14 protein-coding genes are annotated in these 17,620 nt (G+C 65.1%); 5 read left to right on the top strand and 9 right to left on the bottom strand.

Annotated features, from left to right (window positions below):
• The first annotated feature begins 71 nt into the window (after positions 1–71).
• The gene (locus I6F28_RS11450; RefSeq protein ID WP_225139916.1) at positions 72–926 is read left to right on the top strand and encodes a LysR family transcriptional regulator; all 855 of its coding nucleotides are present in this window, start codon (positions 72–74) and stop codon (positions 924–926) included.
• A 4-nt stretch (positions 927–930) separates the two neighbouring features.
• Here I6F28_RS11450 and I6F28_RS11445 read toward each other — a convergent pair whose 3' ends face one another.
• Genes I6F28_RS11445 through I6F28_RS11435 form a run of 3 tightly spaced genes read right to left on the bottom strand, consistent with a single transcriptional unit; the run spans position 931 to position 3,603 of the window.
• Positions 931–2,367 carry a TIGR01777 family oxidoreductase gene (locus I6F28_RS11445; RefSeq protein ID WP_225139915.1) on the bottom strand — a complete coding sequence of 479 codons (1,437 nt, stop codon included), beginning with the start codon at positions 2,365–2,367 and terminating at the stop codon, positions 931–933.
• Complete coding sequence (locus I6F28_RS11440) at positions 2,364–3,029, bottom strand: DUF4166 domain-containing protein (protein ID WP_225139914.1); 666 nt, start codon at positions 3,027–3,029, stop codon at positions 2,364–2,366. The genes I6F28_RS11445 and I6F28_RS11440 overlap by 4 nt, the downstream gene beginning before the upstream one ends.
• 16 nt (positions 3,030–3,045) lie before the next feature.
• Positions 3,046–3,603, bottom strand: a complete 558-nt coding sequence (locus I6F28_RS11435; protein WP_225139913.1) for a GbsR/MarR family transcriptional regulator — start codon at positions 3,601–3,603, stop codon at positions 3,046–3,048.
• Positions 3,604–3,743: 140 nt separating this feature from the next.
• On the opposite strand from I6F28_RS11435, the gene I6F28_RS11430 reads away from it, so the two are divergent.
• Entirely contained in the window at positions 3,744–5,261 is a 1,518-nt protein-coding gene (locus I6F28_RS11430) for a PAS domain-containing hybrid sensor histidine kinase/response regulator family protein (RefSeq protein ID WP_225139912.1), read from the top strand.
• 44 nt (positions 5,262–5,305) lie between these two features.
• Here I6F28_RS11430 and I6F28_RS11425 read toward each other — a convergent pair whose 3' ends face one another.
• From I6F28_RS11425 to I6F28_RS11410, 4 genes are all read right to left on the bottom strand, one after another.
• Complete coding sequence (locus tag I6F28_RS11425) at positions 5,306–5,605, bottom strand: acylphosphatase (protein ID WP_036029132.1); 300 nt, start codon at positions 5,603–5,605, stop codon at positions 5,306–5,308.
• Positions 5,602–6,471, bottom strand: coding sequence for an isocitrate lyase/PEP mutase family protein (locus tag I6F28_RS11420; protein ID WP_225139911.1), 870 nt, complete (start codon positions 6,469–6,471; stop codon positions 5,602–5,604). The genes I6F28_RS11425 and I6F28_RS11420 overlap by 4 nt, the downstream gene beginning before the upstream one ends.
• 163 nt (positions 6,472–6,634) lie before the next feature.
• The gene (locus I6F28_RS11415) at positions 6,635–8,650 is read right to left on the bottom strand and encodes an acetyl-CoA carboxylase biotin carboxylase subunit (RefSeq protein ID WP_225139910.1); all 2,016 of its coding nucleotides are present in this window, start codon (positions 8,648–8,650) and stop codon (positions 6,635–6,637) included.
• Positions 8,651–8,829: 179 nt separating this feature from the next.
• Positions 8,830–9,900, bottom strand: coding sequence for a zinc-binding metallopeptidase family protein (locus I6F28_RS11410; protein ID WP_225139909.1), 1,071 nt, complete (start codon positions 9,898–9,900; stop codon positions 8,830–8,832).
• Positions 9,901–10,117: 217 nt separating this feature from the next.
• On the opposite strand from I6F28_RS11410, the gene I6F28_RS11405 reads away from it, so the two are divergent.
• Both I6F28_RS11405 and I6F28_RS11400 read left to right on the top strand, forming a co-directional pair.
• Positions 10,118–12,595, top strand: a complete 2,478-nt coding sequence (locus tag I6F28_RS11405; protein WP_036013532.1) for a hybrid sensor histidine kinase/response regulator — start codon at positions 10,118–10,120, stop codon at positions 12,593–12,595.
• A gap of 125 nt (positions 12,596–12,720) precedes the next feature.
• The gene (locus tag I6F28_RS11400; protein WP_225139908.1) at positions 12,721–13,971 is read left to right on the top strand and encodes an arsenic transporter; all 1,251 of its coding nucleotides are present in this window, start codon (positions 12,721–12,723) and stop codon (positions 13,969–13,971) included.
• A 9-nt stretch (positions 13,972–13,980) separates the two neighbouring features.
• On the opposite strand, the gene I6F28_RS11395 is transcribed toward I6F28_RS11400, so the two are convergent.
• Both I6F28_RS11395 and I6F28_RS11390 read right to left on the bottom strand, forming a co-directional pair.
• Positions 13,981–15,345, bottom strand: coding sequence for an MFS transporter (locus tag I6F28_RS11395; RefSeq protein WP_057029694.1), 1,365 nt, complete (start codon positions 15,343–15,345; stop codon positions 13,981–13,983).
• A gap of 122 nt (positions 15,346–15,467) precedes the next feature.
• Positions 15,468–16,232: a GntR family transcriptional regulator gene (locus I6F28_RS11390; protein WP_128266336.1), complete on the bottom strand. Its 765-nt coding sequence runs from the start codon at positions 16,230–16,232 to the stop codon at positions 15,468–15,470.
• 178 nt (positions 16,233–16,410) lie between these two features.
• Here I6F28_RS11390 and I6F28_RS11385 point away from each other — a divergent pair, with 178 nt between their 5' ends.
• Positions 16,411–17,610: a mandelate racemase/muconate lactonizing enzyme family protein gene (locus I6F28_RS11385; protein WP_225114304.1), complete on the top strand. Its 1,200-nt coding sequence runs from the start codon at positions 16,411–16,413 to the stop codon at positions 17,608–17,610.
• Positions 17,611–17,620 lie beyond the last annotated feature (10 nt).

Genomic DNA, 17,620 nt, shown 5'->3' with positions numbered 1-17,620 from the left:
GGTAAGAAACTAGACCTGCCGCCATCATTTTGGTATCTTATCACGACTGATACCAATGATAACGATTTGTAATGACAGCCACACTCGACATCGCCACCGTCCAGACCTTCCTTCTGGTCGCCGACCTCCAGAGCTTCACGCGCACCGCCGAAGCGCTCGGCACGACGCAGGCCGCCGTCAGTCTCAAACTGCAGCGGCTGGAGACGTTGCTGGGCAAGCGCCTCGTCGAGCGCTCGCCGCGCGCAGTCCGCCTCACCGCCGATGGCGCCGCGTTCCTCGATCGCGCCCGCGCGCTGATGACGGCGCACGATCTCGCATTGGCGGGTGATGCACCGGCCGCGCAATCGCTCTCGCTCGGCATCTCCGATCACGCCGCTGGCCCCGAATTGGTGCCGCTACTCGAGCGCCTGCACGCGATGTCGTCGAACCTCACCCTCGCCGTCACCATCGGCTTCTCGCGCGAGATGCAGGATGCCTACGATGCGGGCGAGCTCGATGCGGTGATCGTGCGCCAGGAAGGCAGCCGCCGCGGCGGCGAGAAACTCGCTGAGGACGAGTTCGGCTGGTTCGCCGCACGCCGCCTCACGTTGCCGAAGGGCGAACCGTTGCCGCTCGCAACCCTCGCCCCGCCCTGCGGGGTGCGCGCCGTCGCCGTGCGCACGCTCGACAAGGCCGGCCTCCCCTGGCGCGAGCGCTTCGTCGGCGGCGGCGTCACCGCGGTGGTCGCGGCAGCACTCGCCGGGCTTGCCATTGCACCGTTGGCGCGGCGGATCGCGCCGCCCGGGCTGATCGATGTCGGACCTGCGCACAAGCTGCCGAAGCTCGGCAGCTCAAAGGTGATGCTGCATTCGAAGGTCAGCGATCCCGCGAAACTCGCCGCGCTGCGTGCGGTGGCCGCGACGTTCCGGAGCGTGGCGGCCGCCTGAAGTCTCACAAGATCGCCTCGAACGCGCTGCGCAGCGTCTCGTGCCGAAAGACAAAACCGCGGCTCAGCGCCTTGTTCGGCAGCACGCGCTGGCCGCCGAGCAGGAGCTCGTCGGCAAAGCCGCCGCCGATCCGGCGGAGCAGGCCGCCGGGAATGCGGAACAGGACGGGCCGGTGCAGGCGGCGGCCGAGCTCTTCCGTGAACTTTGCATTGGTGACCGGGATCGGCGCGGTGGCGTTGACGGGACCCGACAGGTCCGGCGTCGCGATCACATAGGCGATCAGGCGGATCAGATCGTCGCGCTCGATCCAGGACATCCATTGTCGCCCGGTGCCGAGCGGGCCGCCGAGGCCGAACTCGAATGGCGTCAGCATGCGCGTGACGAAGCCGCCTTCCGTACCGAGCACGAGGCCGATGCGCAAATACACCACGCGCACGCCGAGCTCCTCCGCCGGCCGCGCCGCTGTCTCCCACGCGGCGCACAGCTCGTGGCTGAAGCAGGCGTGAGATTTGGCCGATTCCGTCAGCACCTGGTCGGCCCAAAGGCCGTACCAGCCGATCGCCGAGCCGCTGATCAGCACCTCGGGCCTGCGCGCGAGCCGCGCGATCAGCTTGACGACCTCGCCGGTCGTGTCGATGCGCGAGCCGATGATCTTCGCGCGCTTCGCTTCGGTCCACAGGCCGTTGCCGATCGGCTCACCCGCGAGGTTGACGATGGCGTCGATCTGCGCGTCCGAGGTGAGCTGATCGAGGCTGGTGATCAGCGTCACCGGCGGCGGCAGCATCTCGGCTTTCGCGGGATTTCGGATCAGCGCGATGACGTGATGCCCTGCCCCGCTGAGGCTTGCGGCAAGCCGGCTGCCGATGAATCCGGTGGCGCCGGTGATGAGCACGGTCTTGCGGCCGGGCAGCTTTTCGACAAGCCCGGCTGCCGCCACGCTTCGCATGCGGCCGAGCCGCCGCATCGCCGCGAAATCCCTGAGGCCGCACAGTGCCGCGCCGACTGCGCAGGCGGTCGCGGCGATGCTGAGCAGGCCCTGATCAACGACGCTCACGCCGAAGGGCTGCATGGCCCAATCGATCAGGACGGGCATCAGCAGCACCAGGATGGCGCCGTAATTGATCGCAAGCAGCGTGTGATTGATGCGCTCGCTCGGCGGCAGCTTGCGGCTCAGATCCTCCTCGACAAAATCCATCAAGGTGATGACGATCTCGGCGACCAGCACCACGACGATCAACAGCGCCAGCACGCCGTGAACCTCGAGCCAGCCGAGCATCAGGAACAGCAGCGCATAGAGCATGTTGCGGATGCCGTGCAGCTTCAGCTCGAAGCGCTGCGACGGCCGCCAGGCCAGGCGCTCGGTGAATTCGTGGTGATAGAAGGTATCGAACACACCCATCGCGATCTGGATCGCGATGAGCGTCCACAACAGCGGCGTCATGATATGGCCTCCCTGAACAGGACGGATTGATGGATCAGCGCGCCGCGACGCGAGTGAGTGACATCGAGGGTGAAGCGGAAAGCGCCCTCGCCAAGATCTCGATGCGTCACGATCAGTTCGCCCGGCGTCAGCCAGCCCGGCAGCGGGAGCCACAGCCGTCCAAGCTGGAGGCCGTAGCCGGCGCTGCGAAAGATCAGCACCTGATCCTCGACCGCGATGCGCAGCGCCATCGACACGCCGAAGCCGACATATTCCTCAAGCCCGGTCGGACCGGCGAAGCGCTTGGCGGAATGGATCACCTGCGGAAAGCCGCGCTTGCGCGCGCAGATGCGCGTCCAGGTCTGGCCGCCGGTCGCGCCGTCCTCGGTGACCGTGACGATCATGGGCACACCGATATCGCGGCCGGTCGGCAACGGTCCGCCGATCAGGCGCGCGGCCTGCGCGAACCACCAGCCGAAATCGCTGAAGGCGAGCTCGTCGACCACGCCGACATAGACGATACTGTCGCCGTCGGCGACGCGTTTCGAGAAGCGGCGCCAGGTGGCGAGCGGCAAGCGGCCCCAATCCTCGTCCGACAGCAGCGTGCGGAAACGTCGGTCGTCGAGCAGTCTTACGTGAGCGGAGGTCGATGCGTTGGAGCCCGATAGTCTTGCCGACGTCATCGCAACCTCCTCGATGCTATTTGACCTTGCCGATCGGCAGCAGGTTGGCGATCTTCTCGCCAAGTCGCATCAAGGCGACCAGCCGCGGCCGCGGCACCTTCAGCATCTGCATGAACCAGTGGTCGGCGAGCTCGGAGAACGCGAGCATCTCCTTGAGGCGCTTGGCTGCAACGGGACTGATGCCGGGATCGTCCGTGGCATCGGACACGCAGGCGCGAAGCGCCGCGATCGCCGGGTCGATCTCCCGCTCCTTGCGCCGCGCCGCGATCCTCGCGGCGATCTCCCAGATGTCGGTCTCGGCCTCGTAGTGGTCGCGGCGGTCGCCCAGGATCGGCACCCGCCGGATCAGGTTCCAGGCGAGCAGCTCCTTCAGCGAGTTGGAGACGTTGGACCGTGCCATGCCGAGCGTCTCGGCGATGTCCTCGGCCGTCATCGGCGCCTCGGCGAGATAAAGCAGCCCATGAATCTGGCTGACCGAGCGGTTCACTCCCCACTCGTCCCCCATGTCGCCCCAGTGCAGGATGAAGCGCTCAACGGCCGCAGGGAGTTTCTTTTTTCCGGTTATTTCTGTCATAACAGAAATATCTGACGAACTTGCTTTCTTGTCAAGGACCCGCCTTGCATACGGTCCGTAAAGCTTGCCTAGAAATGTCCCACAGGGCGGGAACCATCTCGCGGATGCCGCGTTTGTTCCCGTCGAGGCGGGGTCCGGGAATGGTCGAAAAGTTCAGTCAACAGAGAGACCTGTTCGAGAGCGAGCGCAGTTTCCGGCTGTTGGTTGAGGGGGTTGCCGACTACGCGCTGTACATGCTCGACCCCAACGGGATCATCACCAGCTGGAACATCGGCGGCGAACGCATCAAGGGCTACCCCCCAGAGGAGATCCTCGGCCAGCATTTTTCCCGTTTCTACACCGAGACCGACCGCGCCAATGGCAAGCCCGCCCGGGCGCTCGGCATCGCGCGGGAAAAAGGCCGGTACGAGGAGGAAGGCTGGCGCGTCCGCAAGGACGGCACGTTCTTCTGGGCGAGCGTCGTGATCGACCCGATCTACGAGGACGGCAGGCTGATCGGCTTCGCCAAGATCACACGAGACATCACAGAGCGCCGCAATGCCCAGCTCAAGCTCGAGGCGATGCAGAAGCAGTTGGCCGAGTCGCAGAAATTCGATGCGCTCGGGCAGCTCACCGGCGGGGTCGCCCACGACTTCAACAATCTTCTGATGATCATCAGCGGCAGCCTTCACATCCTGAAGAAAGGCGCCGCCGACGACCCCAAGCTCGAGCGAGCCATCTCGGCGATCGACACCGCGACCAAGCGCGGCGCAGCGCTGACCAACCAGCTCCTCACCTTCGCGCGGCGGCAAAGCGTCAACCCGCAGGCGATTGATTTTAGCGAACGCATCGCAGCCATTCGCGAGGTGCTCGACGCGGGCGTCGGCAGCTCCGTGCGTCTCGCTTTCGAGATCGACTCCGGCACCTGGCCGATCAAGGCCGACGTCTCCGAGCTCGAGACCGCGCTGCTCAACCTCGTCATCAATGCGCGCGACGCGATGCCGGACGGCGGCACGGTGACGATAGGTGCGCGCAACCTCGTGCTGAACGAGGCGCCCCTCATCGGCGATTTCATCGCAATCGACGTCCGCGATACTGGGCTCGGAATTCCTTCCGACGTTCTCGACAAGATCTTCGAGCCGTTCTTCACGACCAAGCCGATCGGAAAAGGCACGGGCCTCGGCCTTTCGCAGGTCCACGGCTTCGCCCACCAGGCCGGCGGCACGGTGAAGGTCGCGAGCGAGCTCGGCCAGGGCACGACATTCACCATCGTCCTGCCGCGCGGCAACGCTATGCCGTCGCGGGAGGTACCGGAAGCGGCGTTCCGCGGCAGCGGCACGGTGCTGCTGGTCGAGGACAATCCCGATGTCGCGCTGGTCAGCATCGGTCTTCTGGAGCAGCTCGGCTACCGGGTGCGCCGTGTCGCCGATGCAGAAGCGGCATTGCGCGAGATCGAGAGCGATGGCGTCGACTTCGTGTTCTCGGACATTGTCATGCCCGGCAAGATGGACGGCCTCAGCCTCGCCCATCACCTCCGTCAGATCCGTCCCGGCCTGCCGATCCTGCTCGCCACCGGCTACAGCGAGGTCGCCGCCGGCGTCCGCGGCGATTTCCCGATTCTGCGCAAGCCTTATGAGATCCACGAGCTGAGCGAGGCGATCGCGAAATTGCCGAGGTGACGGCTTCTTCATCTCTCCCCGCTTGCGGGGAGAGCGCGATATATCTACACCGTCGGCAGCACCGAAAACGCTTCCCCTGCCCTGCGCAAATTCAGCTCATCCACGCTTGCCGTCTCGCTGGTGACACTGTCGACGCGCGAGGACGGAGGGCCGTGGCGGCACAGCGCGACCATGTCGGCAACGTGCGTCGGGGCGCCAGCGAACAGCGCTTCCACGCTGCCGTCCCGGCGGTTGCGGACCCAGCCTTCGAGGGCATACGCGATGGCCTGAGACTCCACCCAGGCTCGATAACCGACGCCCTGCACGCGGCCGCGGATCATGACCTGGAGAATCGCCCGACTCATGTCTTCTTCCATCCGAGCAAATCGGAGCTGCGCGCCTTGACCGCGGCCTCGCGCGTAACGCGCGCCATCAGCTCCGACGATGCCAGGCCCTTGAGGCTTTTTGGCGCCATGCCCTCGCGCAACGCCTTCTGCGTCTCGTAGACGGCTTGCGTCGCGGCGGCGATCGGTGCATGGCCCTGCAGCGCGATGCGCACGCGTTGACTCGCAAGATAATCGAGCCCGCCCAATTCCTCAGACGCGCCGCCGAGCACGATCGGCAGCCGCGTGGCGGAGACGATGGCCTCGAGCTCGGCGCGCGACTTGATGCCGGTGAAAAACAGCGCATCGACGCCGGCGGCCTCATAAGCCTGGGCGCGGCGCACCGCATCCTCGATCGAGGTGATCGCGGCTGCGCCTGTGCGGCCCATGATGACCAGCGAGGGATCGCTGCGGCCGCCAAGCGCCGCCTCCATCTTGCCGACGCCCTCCTCCAGCGAGATCAGCTGCGCCTTCGTCGCACCGAATGCGGCCGGCAACAGCGTGTCCTCGATGGTGAGGCCGGCCGCGCCCGACGTCTCCAGCTCCTGCACCGTGCGGCGCACGTTCAGCGCATTGCCATAGCCGTGATCGGCGTCGACGAGCACAGGCAGCGCCGAGGCCCGCGACATCCGCCGCATCTGCTCGGCAAACTCGGTGAGCGTGATCAGCGTGACATCGGGATCGCCGAGCACGGCGAGCGAAGCCACCGATCCGCCGAACATGCCAAGCGGAAAGCCGAGATCCTCGGCAATGCGGATCGAGATCGCGTCATAGACCGAGCCGGGATGGACGCACGTCCCGCCCGACAGGATCGATCGCAGTTTCTCGCGGCGGGAACGAAAGGCCATGGTTGCCCTCCCAATATTGCGACGCAGCCGCAACGTACTCCGTCATTGCGAGCGCAGCGAAGCAATCCAGTGTCTTTCCGCAGAGGCAGTCTGGATTGCTTCGCTGCGCTCGCAATGACGGTGAGCTTGGGGCCCGGCAAGACCCCCACTCACATCTTTTATCTTACGCAAACTCCAGGATCAGCGCGTCCACCGCGAGTGTCGCGCCGGCGCTGGCGTGGATCTTCTTCACGGTTCCGTCCTGTTCGGCGCGCAGCACGTTCTGCATCTTCATGGCTTCGACCACCGCCAAGGTCTCGCCGGCCTTGACCTCCTGCCCCTCGCTGACCGCGATCGAGACGACGAGGCCCGGCATCGGGCAGAGCAGCTTCTTGCCGCTGTCGGAGGCCGTCGTTACCGGCATCAGCCGCGCGGAGGCCGCCTCGGCCTCGGTCCAGACATAGACCGGCACCTCGACGCCCTGATGCGCAAGGCGAATGCCGTTGGCGATCGGCCGAGCCTGGACCGCGACGAACTGCCCGTCGATGGTGCCCTGCCAGACCGGATCGCCCGGCTTCCACGGCGACTGCAACAGATGCGTGTTGCCGGCCTTGCCGTCGGCGTCGATGAAGCGGATCGCGATCGCCTCGCCTTCGCGCGCGACCTCGAGCAGGATCTCCTGGCGCTCGAGCCAGACCGCGCGACGCCGCTCGCGCTGCACGACGCGGCCGCCCATCTGGCCGGAGATCTGCCGCTTGCGCGCTCCGAGCACGTGATCGATCGCGGCGCCGACCGCGGCGATGCGACGCGCGACCTCGCCCTCGGGCACACGCACCGCAAAACCCTTGGGGAATTCCTCGGCGATGAAGCCGGTCGAGAGCCGTCCCTCGCGCCAGCGCGGATGATGCATCAAGGCCGACAGGAACGGGATGTTGTGGCGGATGCCATCGACATAGAACGAGTCCAGTGCAGTCGCCTGCGCCTCGATCGCCGCCGCGCGCGAGGGCGCATGGGTGACGAGCTTGGCGATCATCGGATCGTAATGGATCGAGATCTCGCCGCCCTCCTGCACGCCGGTATCGTTGCGGATGGTGATGCCGTCGTGGCTCGCTTCCGCCGGCGGACGATATTTCACCAGGCGCCCGATCGAGGGCAGGAAGTTGCGGAACGGATCTTCGGCGTAGAGGCGCGATTCCACCGCCCAGCCGGTCAGCGTGACGTCCTTCTGCGCGATGGCGAGCTTCTCGCCGCTCGCGACGCGGATCATCTGCTCGACGAGATCGATGCCGGTGACGAGCTCGGTGACGGGATGCTCGACCTGGAGGCGCGTATTCATCTCCAGGAAGTAGAAGCTCTTGTCCTGGCCTGCGACGAACTCGACCGTGCCGGCGGAATCGTAGTTCACGGCCTTGGCCAGCGCGACCGCCTGCTCGCCCATCTTGCGGCGGGTCGCCTCGTCCAGCAGCGGCGACGGCGCTTCCTCGATGACCTTCTGGTTGCGGCGCTGGATCGAGCATTCGCGCTCGCCGAGATAGATCACGTTGCCGTGCTTGTCGCCCAGCACCTGGATCTCGATGTGGCGGGGATCGACGATGAACTTTTCGACGAAGACGCGGTCGTCGCCGAACGAGGCCTTTGCCTCCGCCTTGGCGAGGTTGAAGCCCTCGGCAACCTCGGCTTTGGAATGGGCGATGCGCATGCCCTTGCCGCCGCCGCCGGCGGAGGCCTTGATCATGACGGGGTAGCCGATCTCGTCGGCGATCCGCACCGCGTGCTTGTCGTCCTCGATGACGCCGAGATAGCCCGGCACGGTCGAGACTTTTGCTTTTGCGGCGGCCTTCTTGGACTCGATCTTGTCGCCCATTGCGGCGATCGCACCGGGATTCGGGCCGATGAAAACGATTCCTGCGGCTTCCAGCGCGCGCGGAAACGCCTCGCGCTCGGACAGGAAGCCGTAGCCGGGATGCACAGCCTCGGCACCCGTCTTCCGGCAGGCCTCCACGATCTTCTCGATCACCAGGTAGCTCTCGGCCGCGGCCGGCGGGCCGATCAGCACCGCCTCATCGGCCATCTCGACGTGGAGGGCATCGCGGTCGGCCTCGGAATAGACCGCGACCGTCTGAATTCCCATCTTGCGGGCAGTCTTGATGACCCGGCAGGCGATTTCGCCGCGATTGGCGATCAGAATGCGTTTGAACATGCTTTTCTTGAGTCTCGACCTTGGGCGGGACCCTTCCCTGGCCGTTGGGGCCTTTGGGAGGGGCCGTGTGGCTCCCGTGGTACATCAAAATGGGCCGGAGGCAACGGTCTAAATCGGGCCGTCTTTGGCGTACCAGCGCAAGACCGAAATGGGCCCGGCGCGCCTGCCGTGCGGCATCCCTAGGACTTTCCGGCCTTGGCCGCGTCCCGGACCAGGTCATGAATGAAGCCCAACTTGCCGACCACCGCGGGCGACAGGATGAAGGGATAGAGGTCGCGCAGGCCCATGGCGCGGTTGACGCTGTTCATGGCGAAGGTGAAGGGCAGCCATGCGTTGACCAGCGCCTCGACATCCCTGGCCTCGTACGGGTTGAAGCGGATGCGCGCCGTCAGCTCCCCGTCGCGGTCGACCTTGGGACGCACCTCCATGCCGAACTCGGCGGCCATTTCGAGGGCATCGACGATGTGGAGGTAGTGCGCCCAGGTTTCGGCGAAATCCTCCCAAGGGTGGGTCGTGGCATAGGCCGAGACGTAGTTCTGCTGCCAGTCCGGCGGCGCGCCCTCGGCATAATGGCGCTGCAGGGCCTGGCCGTAATCGGCGCTATCGTCGCCGAAGACGGCGCGGCACTGGTCGAGCTTGCCGCCATCGCGCACCAGCACATCCCAGAAGTAATGTCCGACCTCGTGGCGAAAGTGCCCAAGCAGCGTCCGGTACGGCTCGCCCATCTCGAGCCGGCGCCGCTCGCGCTCGATGTCGTCGGCCTCGGTCAGCGCGATCGTGATCAGGCCGTTGTCATGGCCGGTCATGACCTTCTCGCCGCTGTGCGGATCGTCGGCGAGGAAGTTGAAGATCAGGCCATGTTCGGGATTGTCCTGGCGGGTCTGGAGCGGCAGCTTCCAGCGGATCAGGGAATAGAACAGCCGGTGCTTGGCCACCTCCAGCTCGCGCCAGCCGGCGAGCTGCGCCGGATCCGAAAGGTTCGGCACGGTCCCGTTGTGGCGGCAGGCGCGGCAATAGCCGGTGCTATCGCCTGCGTCGGTCAGCCAGTTGCAGGCGTCGTACTCGGCATTCCGGCACAGCATCCGGCTCTCACTCTTGTCGGCGAGGATGGTCCAGGCGTCTCCGTCGGCCTCGATCGCCGACATCGTCTCCTTCTCTGGCAGGAAGGCGATCCGATGGCCGCAGCGTTCGCAGGCGCGGTTCTCGAAATAGAGGACGTTGCCGCAGGCCTGGCAGATAAAGAGCTTCAAGATTTAGCCTCGTGGGAAAGGAAAGCCTATGAGCGCGCTGGCACCTCGCGACGACGCCTCAATCCGCCGATCGTTCCAGTATTCGGAACAAATCGCCAGACCGAACGTTACCACCGCGTACTTCTCTGCGTTCAGGCGCGCGCCCCCATTTCCCGGCACCACCTGCCCTCTAAACAATGGCCATCACGCTCCGTCTGTGTGAATATCGGTCCGGCACGTGCGCACCTGCATGACAACGGCCGATGCCTTGAACGAACCCTTGCCCGAGACCATCGCCGCCGAAAGGCTGCGCCAGCACCTCGAAGACGTCGCGCGCGAGCGCGACAATGCCTATCGCGCGCTGCAGGAGCGCGAGGCCGAGCTGGCGCGCATCCAGCGCATCGGCAAGGTCGGCGGCGTCGAGGTCGATTTCCGCGAAGGCTTCAAGAACCGGCGTTCGCCCGAATATCTGATGATCCACGGCCTTCCGCCGGAAGCCGCCGAGGAGTCGCACGAGGATTGGGTCAACCGTATCCATCCCGACGACCGCGACGCCACTGTCAAGCATTTCTTCGAAGCGCTCGCCGGAGCGAGCGAGGACTATAGCGCCGAATACCGCATCATCCGCCCCAGCGACAGCGAGACCCGCTGGATCCGGGTCGTCGCAAAGATCGAGCGCGACAAGGACGGCCGCGCCATCCGGCTCGTCGGCGCTCATATCGACATGACCGATCAGGCGCTGGCGCGCGAGACGCTGCGCGAAAGCGAGGAGCGCTTCCGGCTGATCGCCGACAGCGCGCCGGTGCCGATCTGGGTCACCAAGCTCGACCGCAAGCGGTCCTTCGCCAACCAGGCCTATGTCGATTTCGTCGGCCTGCCCTACGACCAGGCCATCGACTTCGACTGGCGCAAGGTGCTGCATCCCGACGACCTGCCGCACGTGCTGCAGCAATCCGTCCAGGGTGAAGCGTCCCTCAAACCCTTCGTGCTGGAAGCGCGCTACAAGAACGCCAGCGGCGAATGGCGCTGGCTCCGCTCGGAATCGCAGCCGCGCTGGGATGCGACCGGCAAGCATATCGGCTTCATCGGCGTCGCCCACGACGTCACCGTCGCCAAGCAGGCCGAGATCGATCTCCGGCGGCTGAACGAGACGCTGGAAGAGCGCATCGCCGAGCGCACCGCCGAGCTCGAAGCCAACGAGGCGCGGCTGCGCGCGATCCTGGAGACGAGCAATCAGTATCAGGGCCTGGTCAATCTCGAGGGCCAGCTGGTCTACGCCAACAAGACCGCGCTCGCCGGCATCAAGGCGAATTCCGCGGACGTGGTCGGAAAGCCGTTCTGGGACACACCCTGGTTCACCGGCACGGAGGGCATGAGTGCCGCCGTGCGCGAGGCCTTCGACACCGTGCTCAAGGGCGAACCCGTGCGGCTGGAGATGCGCCTGCGCCTTCCGATCGGCGAGCGCGATTTCGACTTCGGCATGCGTCCCGTGCTCGACCGCCAGGGCAACATCACCGGCGCCGTGCCCGAGGCGGTGGACATCACCGAGCGGCGCCGCGGCGAGGAAGCGCTGCGGCAGTCGCAGAAGATGGAGGCGATCGGCCAGCTCACCGGTGGCGTCGCTCACGACTTCAACAATCTTCTCACCATCATCCGCTCTGCGACCGATTTCCTGCGCCGCCGCGAGCTGCCGGAGGAGCGCCGCCGACGCTACGTCGATGCCATCTCAGACACGGTCGAGCGCGCCTCCAAGCTGACCGCGCAGCTTCTGGCCTTCGCGCGCCGGCAACCGCTGAAGCCGCAGATCTTCAACGTCGGCAGCCAGGTCGAGGGCGTGGCGCAGCTGGTGCGGCCGCTGGTCGGCGCCCGCATCGAGATCGCCGTGGAGGTTCGGGACACCGGTTGCTTCACGGTGGCCGACATCGCCCAGTTCGAGACCGCGCTGATCAATCTCGCCATCAACGCCCGCGATGCCATGGACGGCGAAGGCCGCCTCACCATCGCCGTGCGCAAGGTCTCGGGAATACCGAGCCTGCGCGCACAATCGGCGCGCCGCGGCGACTATGTCGCGATCTCCGTTACCGACACCGGCAGCGGCATCGCGCCGGAACATCTCGAACAGATCTTCGAGCCGTTCTTCACCACCAAGGAGGTCGGCAAGGGCACCGGCCTCGGGCTCAGCCAGGCCTTCGGCTTCGCAAAGCAGTCCGAGGGCGACATTGCGGTGACGAGCACGCAAGGTGAAGGTGCCACCTTCACCATCTACCTGCCGCAGGCGCAAAGCCCCACCACGGAGAAGGAAGCAGCGGCCCTGAGCCACGAGGCGGCCACGACCGGGCGTGGTTATCGCGTGCTCGTGGTCGAGGACGACGACGAGGTCGGCCGCTTCTCCACCGAGCTCCTGGAGGATCTCGGCTATGTCGTGCGCCGCGTCGCCAATGCCAACGCGGCGCTGGCGATCCTGGGCGAGAACGAATTTGCCGTCGACCTCGTGTTCTCCGACGTCATCATGCCCGGCATGAACGGGGTCGAGCTCGCCGGCATCATCCGCGAGCGCTATCCGGGCCTGCCCGTGGTGCTCACTTCCGGCTACAGCAACGTGCTGGCCGAGAACGCCCACCGCGGATTCGAGCTGATCCAGAAGCCGTATTCGGTGGAATCGCTCTCGCGCATCCTGCGCAAGGCAATCATGGAGAAGCTGTCAGTCGCAAGGTGAGTGTCACATTCGCGAGAAGCAGCCACGAATTCCAGTCCGTTGCCGCGGCAAGACTCTAGGGGAAGACAGCCGTTCCCGCATCGGTTATCGATGCCGAATGACTGACCGAACCTCAAGGAATGAACGTGCCGTCTGACGCCATCTGGGCCTGGAGCATCATCTTCGTCGCGACCGCCTGCGTCATCATCCGGCCGTTTCGCCTGCCCGAGGCGATCTGGGCCGCGATCGGCGCGAGCGCCCTGGTGCTATCAGGCTTGCTGCCTTGGCAGGACGCGCTTCTCGGCATCGAGAAAGGCCTCGACGTCTATCTCTTCCTGATCGGCATGATGCTGATCGCCGAGCTGGCGCGGCTCGAAGGCCTGTTCGATTATCTGGCCGCGCTCGCGGTGGAATACGCACGCGGCTCGCCGCAGCGGCTGTTTCTTCTTATCTATCTCGTCGGCACGCTCGTGACCGTGCTGCTTTCCAACGATGCTACCGCGATCGTGCTGACGCCGGCCGTCTATGCCGCGACGCGCGCGGCCGGCGCGAAGCCGCTGCCTTATCTGTTCGTCTGCGCCTTCATCGCCAATGCCGCGAGTTTCGTCCTGCCGATCTCCAACCCCGCCAACCTCGTCGTGTTCGGCGCGCGCATGCCGCACCTGACGGAATGGCTACGCCTGTTCGCCTTGCCCTCGGCGGCGTCGATCCTGCTGACCTACATCGTGCTGCGCCTGACCCAGCACCACGCGCTGAAGGAAGAGACGATCGCGCGCAGCGTGCCGCATCCCAAGCTCGGCCGCGGCGGCAAGCTCACCGCAATAGGCATCGTCGCGATCGGCATCGTGCTGGTCACGGCGTCAGCGCTCGACAAGCAGCTCGGCCTGCCGACCTTTATCTGCGGCGGCGTGACGGCCGCGATCGTGCTGCTGCTCAGCCGGCAATCACCCTTGCCCGTGCTGCGCGGGGTGTCCTGGAGCGTGTTGCCGCTCGTCGGCGGGCTCTTCGTCATGGTGGAGGCGTTGATCAAGACCGGCGTGATCGCGCAGCTCAACGCGTTGCTGCACCAGGCGGTAGCTCAATCGGTCCCGCAGGCGGCCTGGAGCGTGGGCATTGCCACCGCGCTCGCCGACAACATCGCCAACAATCTTCCGGTCGGCCTCGTCGCCGGCTCGGTTGCCGCCGGCGATCATCTGCCGGTGCCCGTCGTCAGCGCGATCCTGATTGGCGTCGATCTCGGCCCCAATCTGTCGGTCACCGGCTCGCTCGCCACCATCCTCTGGCTGGTCGCGCTCCGCCGCGAGAAAATCGAGGTCGGCGCCTGGCCGTTCCTCAAGCTCGGCCTGCTGGTGACGCCGCCGGCCCTGATCGCGGCGTTAGCCGCCGCGATCAGATAGCGCTCATCGTCAGTCGTTCTCGTAGCCGTAGACTTCCGGCAGGATGAAGATCGCGGCAAGCAGGCCTACCAGCGGGAAGATCGCGACCATCAGCGTGGCGTTCGCCTGCCCGATCGCGGCAAACACCGTTGGGAACAGGAAGATCGCCAGGAACGACGGCAGCTTCACGAACATGTAGGCGAAGCCGCTTGCGGTGCCCCGATATCGCGGACGGGCGACCATGGTCGGGATCGTCATGCAGTTCGACGCATCCCAATAATGGCCCCAGAGCATGCCGGCGGCGGCGAACGGCAGCAGGATCTTGTTGTCGGTGTAGAGCGCGAAGGCCGCGACCAGCAGCGAAACCAGCACGATGCCGAAGCCGGCGATGGCGATGCCACGATGGCCGATCTTCGGCGTCAGCAAGGGTCCGACCCAGCCCGACAGGGCGGCGAAAGAGAACAGCGCCATCGTCACCACATTGATGCCAAGCACGCTCGATACGCCGACCATCACAAACAGCACCGGCAGATAGAATGCGAAGGTCGAGAACTCGCTCGCCTGGGCGAAACAGGCGATCCAGCCATAAAGGGTGGCGCGCCAGCGAATCGGATCCTTCCTGAGGTCAGCGAGGAATGCGCGCGTGCTGGTCTTGGGAACCTCGACGTCCCGATCCGGCAGCATGTCGAGATTGTCGTTGAACATCTCGCGCGCGACCTGCTTGGCCTCGCGGTAGCGCCCCTTTTGCACCAGCCACACCGCCGTCTCCGGCACGTCGTGACGCATGATCAGGATGATCAGTGCCGGCACCGCACCGAGACCGAGCGTCACGCGCCACAGCATCTCGTGGTTCATGTCGACCAGCAGGAAGATCACGATGACGCCGATGGTGAGAACTTCACCGACGGCGAACATGAACTGCCAGCGGTTGCCCATGACCTCGCGCTCGCCCTTGGCCATGGATTCCATGATGTAGGTGTAGCCGGTCGAGATGTCGGAGCCGAGTGGAATGCCGAGCAGGAAGCGGATCACGACGAGCCAGCCGACGCTGGGTACGAAGGCCTGCGCCAGCGCCAGCACGATGAACAGCACCATCGTCACGAGGAACATCACGCGGCGGCCGATCTTGTCGGACAGCCAACCGCCGAGCAGCGCGCCGATCAGGGCACCGCCCTGCGTGCCCGCGGCGGCGAGGCCGAGCATCAGTGGATCGGGATTGTACTGCTCCTTGATGAAGATCAGCACGAAGGCGATCGAATAGAGGTCCCAGGCCTCGACCAGGATCGAGGCCATCATCAGCCAACCGACCTTGTTGCCTTTGGGACTGTAGTTCGTGATGAGGTAGCGGACCGCGGCTTCGCTCGCGGTCGCCTGTGGCATCGCCATCGTTGACATTCTTCTTCCTTTTCTTCAGAACTCTCTAAAGCGCGATGACATCAGGATCTCATCACGCTTTAGCTTGTTGTCTTGCGCATGATCTCTTCGGAGAACCGTCTCACACTTTTCCGGATCATGCTCTACGCGCCGAGCAGCGGCTCGATGCTGCAATCGAGCAGGCGCGGATCGATCCCCGCCTCCATGCCCGTAAACATCTCGCCCATGTAGTCGATCAACGCGTCGCTCGCCTTCACCGCCTCCTCGACGCGGCGGTTGGCAACGGCTGCAAGAATGGCGAGATGATGATCGATCGTGCCTGACAGATCCGCCTGCCCCGGCATGAAGCGATGATGGATGTAGCCGATGCGCCGATACAGCGTGTGCAGCGGCCGCAGCGTATGCACCAGGAAAGGTTCGCCGGCGGCCTCCAGCACCAGCGCATCGATGCGGCGGTCGATATGATTGAATTCGTCGAGCGTCAGGCTGGCGCGGCGCTCGCGCAGCAGGCGCTCGATGTGCAGCGCCTGATTGCGATGCGACAGGCTGGCACGATCGGCCGCGAGGCGGATCACGAAGCGCTCCATGTCGCGGCGTAAGGCCAGCAGCATGCGCTCGCGCGCCAGATCGATCGGCGCAATGTGCAGGCCGTGACGCGGCCGGATGATGATGAGGGTGTCGGCGGAGAGACGATTGACGGCGTGATGCACCGGCGTGCGGCCGAAACCGGTGATTTGCTGCAATTCCAGCATCGTCATGAATTGTCCGGGCTTGAGCTCGCAATGAACGAGCAGCTCCTCGATCCTCTGATAAGCCAGCTCGAAGAAGTTGAGACGGTTGCGCCGGGAGGGCCTGCCCTCCCCGTCGTCGTGTCTCACCACCGCGAGTGCGCGCTTGCGCCGTGCCATGCCGTCCTCTCCCGTCAGCCCGCGCTCTCGTTGCTGGGTGGCGCCTTGTTTGTGGCACCCTTAAAACATGTTGTGATATATTACAAGCAAGCGTAAGAACTCGGCACGACCTGCAGCATGCTGCAGCGCAAAATGAGACGTCGGGTGCGAAGCGCCGTTCGATGGGAGGATACTTGCCGTGAAGATCACGTCGATCGAGACATTGCGCACCGAGGAATTTTCCAACGTCATCTGGGTCCGCATCCACACCGACACTGGTCTGATCGGTCTCGGCGAAACCTTCTATGGCGCCGGCGCGGTCGAAGCTCAGATCCACGACACCTTTGCCGGCCGCCTGCTCGGCCGCAATCCCCTGCACATCGAAGCGATCCATCGCGACATGCTGAATCTGCCGATGGCGCAGTCCTCGACCGGCGTCGAATACCGCGCGGCATCAGCGATCGACATCGCGCTGTGGGATCTATTCGGCAAGGTCTGCGGTCAGCCGGTGCACCAGATGCTCGGGGGCCTCTGCCGCGACAAGCAGCGCATCTACAACACCTGCGCCGGCACGCAATATGTGCGCTCGACCAATATCAGCCCGGTGGCCAATTGGAATCTCGGCGCCTCCAAGGGGCCCTATGAAGATCTCGACGGCTTCATGAACCATGCCGATGCGCTCGCCGAAAGCCTGCTCGAAAGCGGCATCTCGGCGATGAAGATCTGGCCGTTCGATCCCGCCGCGCAGGAGAACAAGGGCCTCTACATCACCGCCGCACAGATGAAGCAGGCGATTGAGCCGTTCGAGAAGATCCGCAAAGCCGTCGGCGACAAGATGGAGATCATGGTCGAGCTCCATTCGCTCTGGAATCTACCGACCGCCAAGCAGATCGCCCGTGCGCTCGAGCCCTACAAGCCGACCTGGTACGAGGACCCGATCCGGATGAACTCGCCGCAGGCGCTGGCCGAATATGCCCGCTCGACCGACGTCTGGGTCTGCGCCAGCGAGACGCTGGGCTCGCGCTTCCCCTACAAGGACATGCTCGACCGCGACGCCATGCATGTGGTGATGGCCGATCTGTGCTGGACCGGCGGTCTCACCGAAGGCCGCAAGATCGCGGCAATGGCCGAGACCTATCACCGGCCTTTTGCTCCTCATGACTGTATTGGCCCGATCGGCTTCATCGCGGCCATCCACATGTCGTTCAGCCAGCCCAACACCCTGATCCAGGAATCAGTGCGCGCCTTCTACAAGGGCTGGTACAATGAGCTCGTCACCACGATGCCCACCATCAAGGACGGCTATGTCTTCCCGATGGAAGGTCCCGGCCTGGGCGTCGACCTCCTGCCTGCCGTCTTCGAGCGCACCGATCTCACCGTGCGCCGCTCCAACGTCTGAGGAATTTTGA

It is taken from the genome of Bradyrhizobium sp. NBAIM14, assembly GCF_020193895.1.
Taxonomy (GTDB): domain Bacteria; phylum Pseudomonadota; class Alphaproteobacteria; order Rhizobiales; family Xanthobacteraceae; genus Bradyrhizobium; species Bradyrhizobium yuanmingense.
Note: the sequence above shows the minus strand (reverse complement) of the source record. Positions and strands in the feature narration are given on the sequence as shown.

Bases quoted from the DNA above. Each gene is read 5' to 3' on its own strand.
- I6F28_RS11450 (WP_225139916.1), top strand. From the start codon at position 72: ATGACAGCCACACTCGACATCGCCACCGTCCAGACCTTCCTTCTGGTC.
- I6F28_RS11445 (WP_225139915.1), bottom strand. From the start codon at position 2,367: ATGACGCCGCTGTTGTGGACGCTCATCGCGATCCAGATCGCGATGGGT.
- I6F28_RS11440 (WP_225139914.1), bottom strand. From the start codon at position 3,029: ATGACGTCGGCAAGACTATCGGGCTCCAACGCATCGACCTCCGCTCAC.
- I6F28_RS11435 (WP_225139913.1), bottom strand. From the start codon at position 3,603: ATGACAGAAATAACCGGAAAAAAGAAACTCCCTGCGGCCGTTGAGCGC.
- I6F28_RS11430 (WP_225139912.1), top strand. From the start codon at position 3,744: ATGGTCGAAAAGTTCAGTCAACAGAGAGACCTGTTCGAGAGCGAGCGC.
- I6F28_RS11425 (WP_036029132.1), bottom strand. From the start codon at position 5,605: ATGAGTCGGGCGATTCTCCAGGTCATGATCCGCGGCCGCGTGCAGGGC.
- I6F28_RS11420 (WP_225139911.1), bottom strand. From the start codon at position 6,471: ATGGCCTTTCGTTCCCGCCGCGAGAAACTGCGATCGATCCTGTCGGGC.
- I6F28_RS11415 (WP_225139910.1), bottom strand. From the start codon at position 8,650: ATGTTCAAACGCATTCTGATCGCCAATCGCGGCGAAATCGCCTGCCGG.
- I6F28_RS11395 (WP_057029694.1), bottom strand. From the start codon at position 15,345: ATGTCAACGATGGCGATGCCACAGGCGACCGCGAGCGAAGCCGCGGTC.
- I6F28_RS11390 (WP_128266336.1), bottom strand. From the start codon at position 16,232: ATGGCACGGCGCAAGCGCGCACTCGCGGTGGTGAGACACGACGACGGG.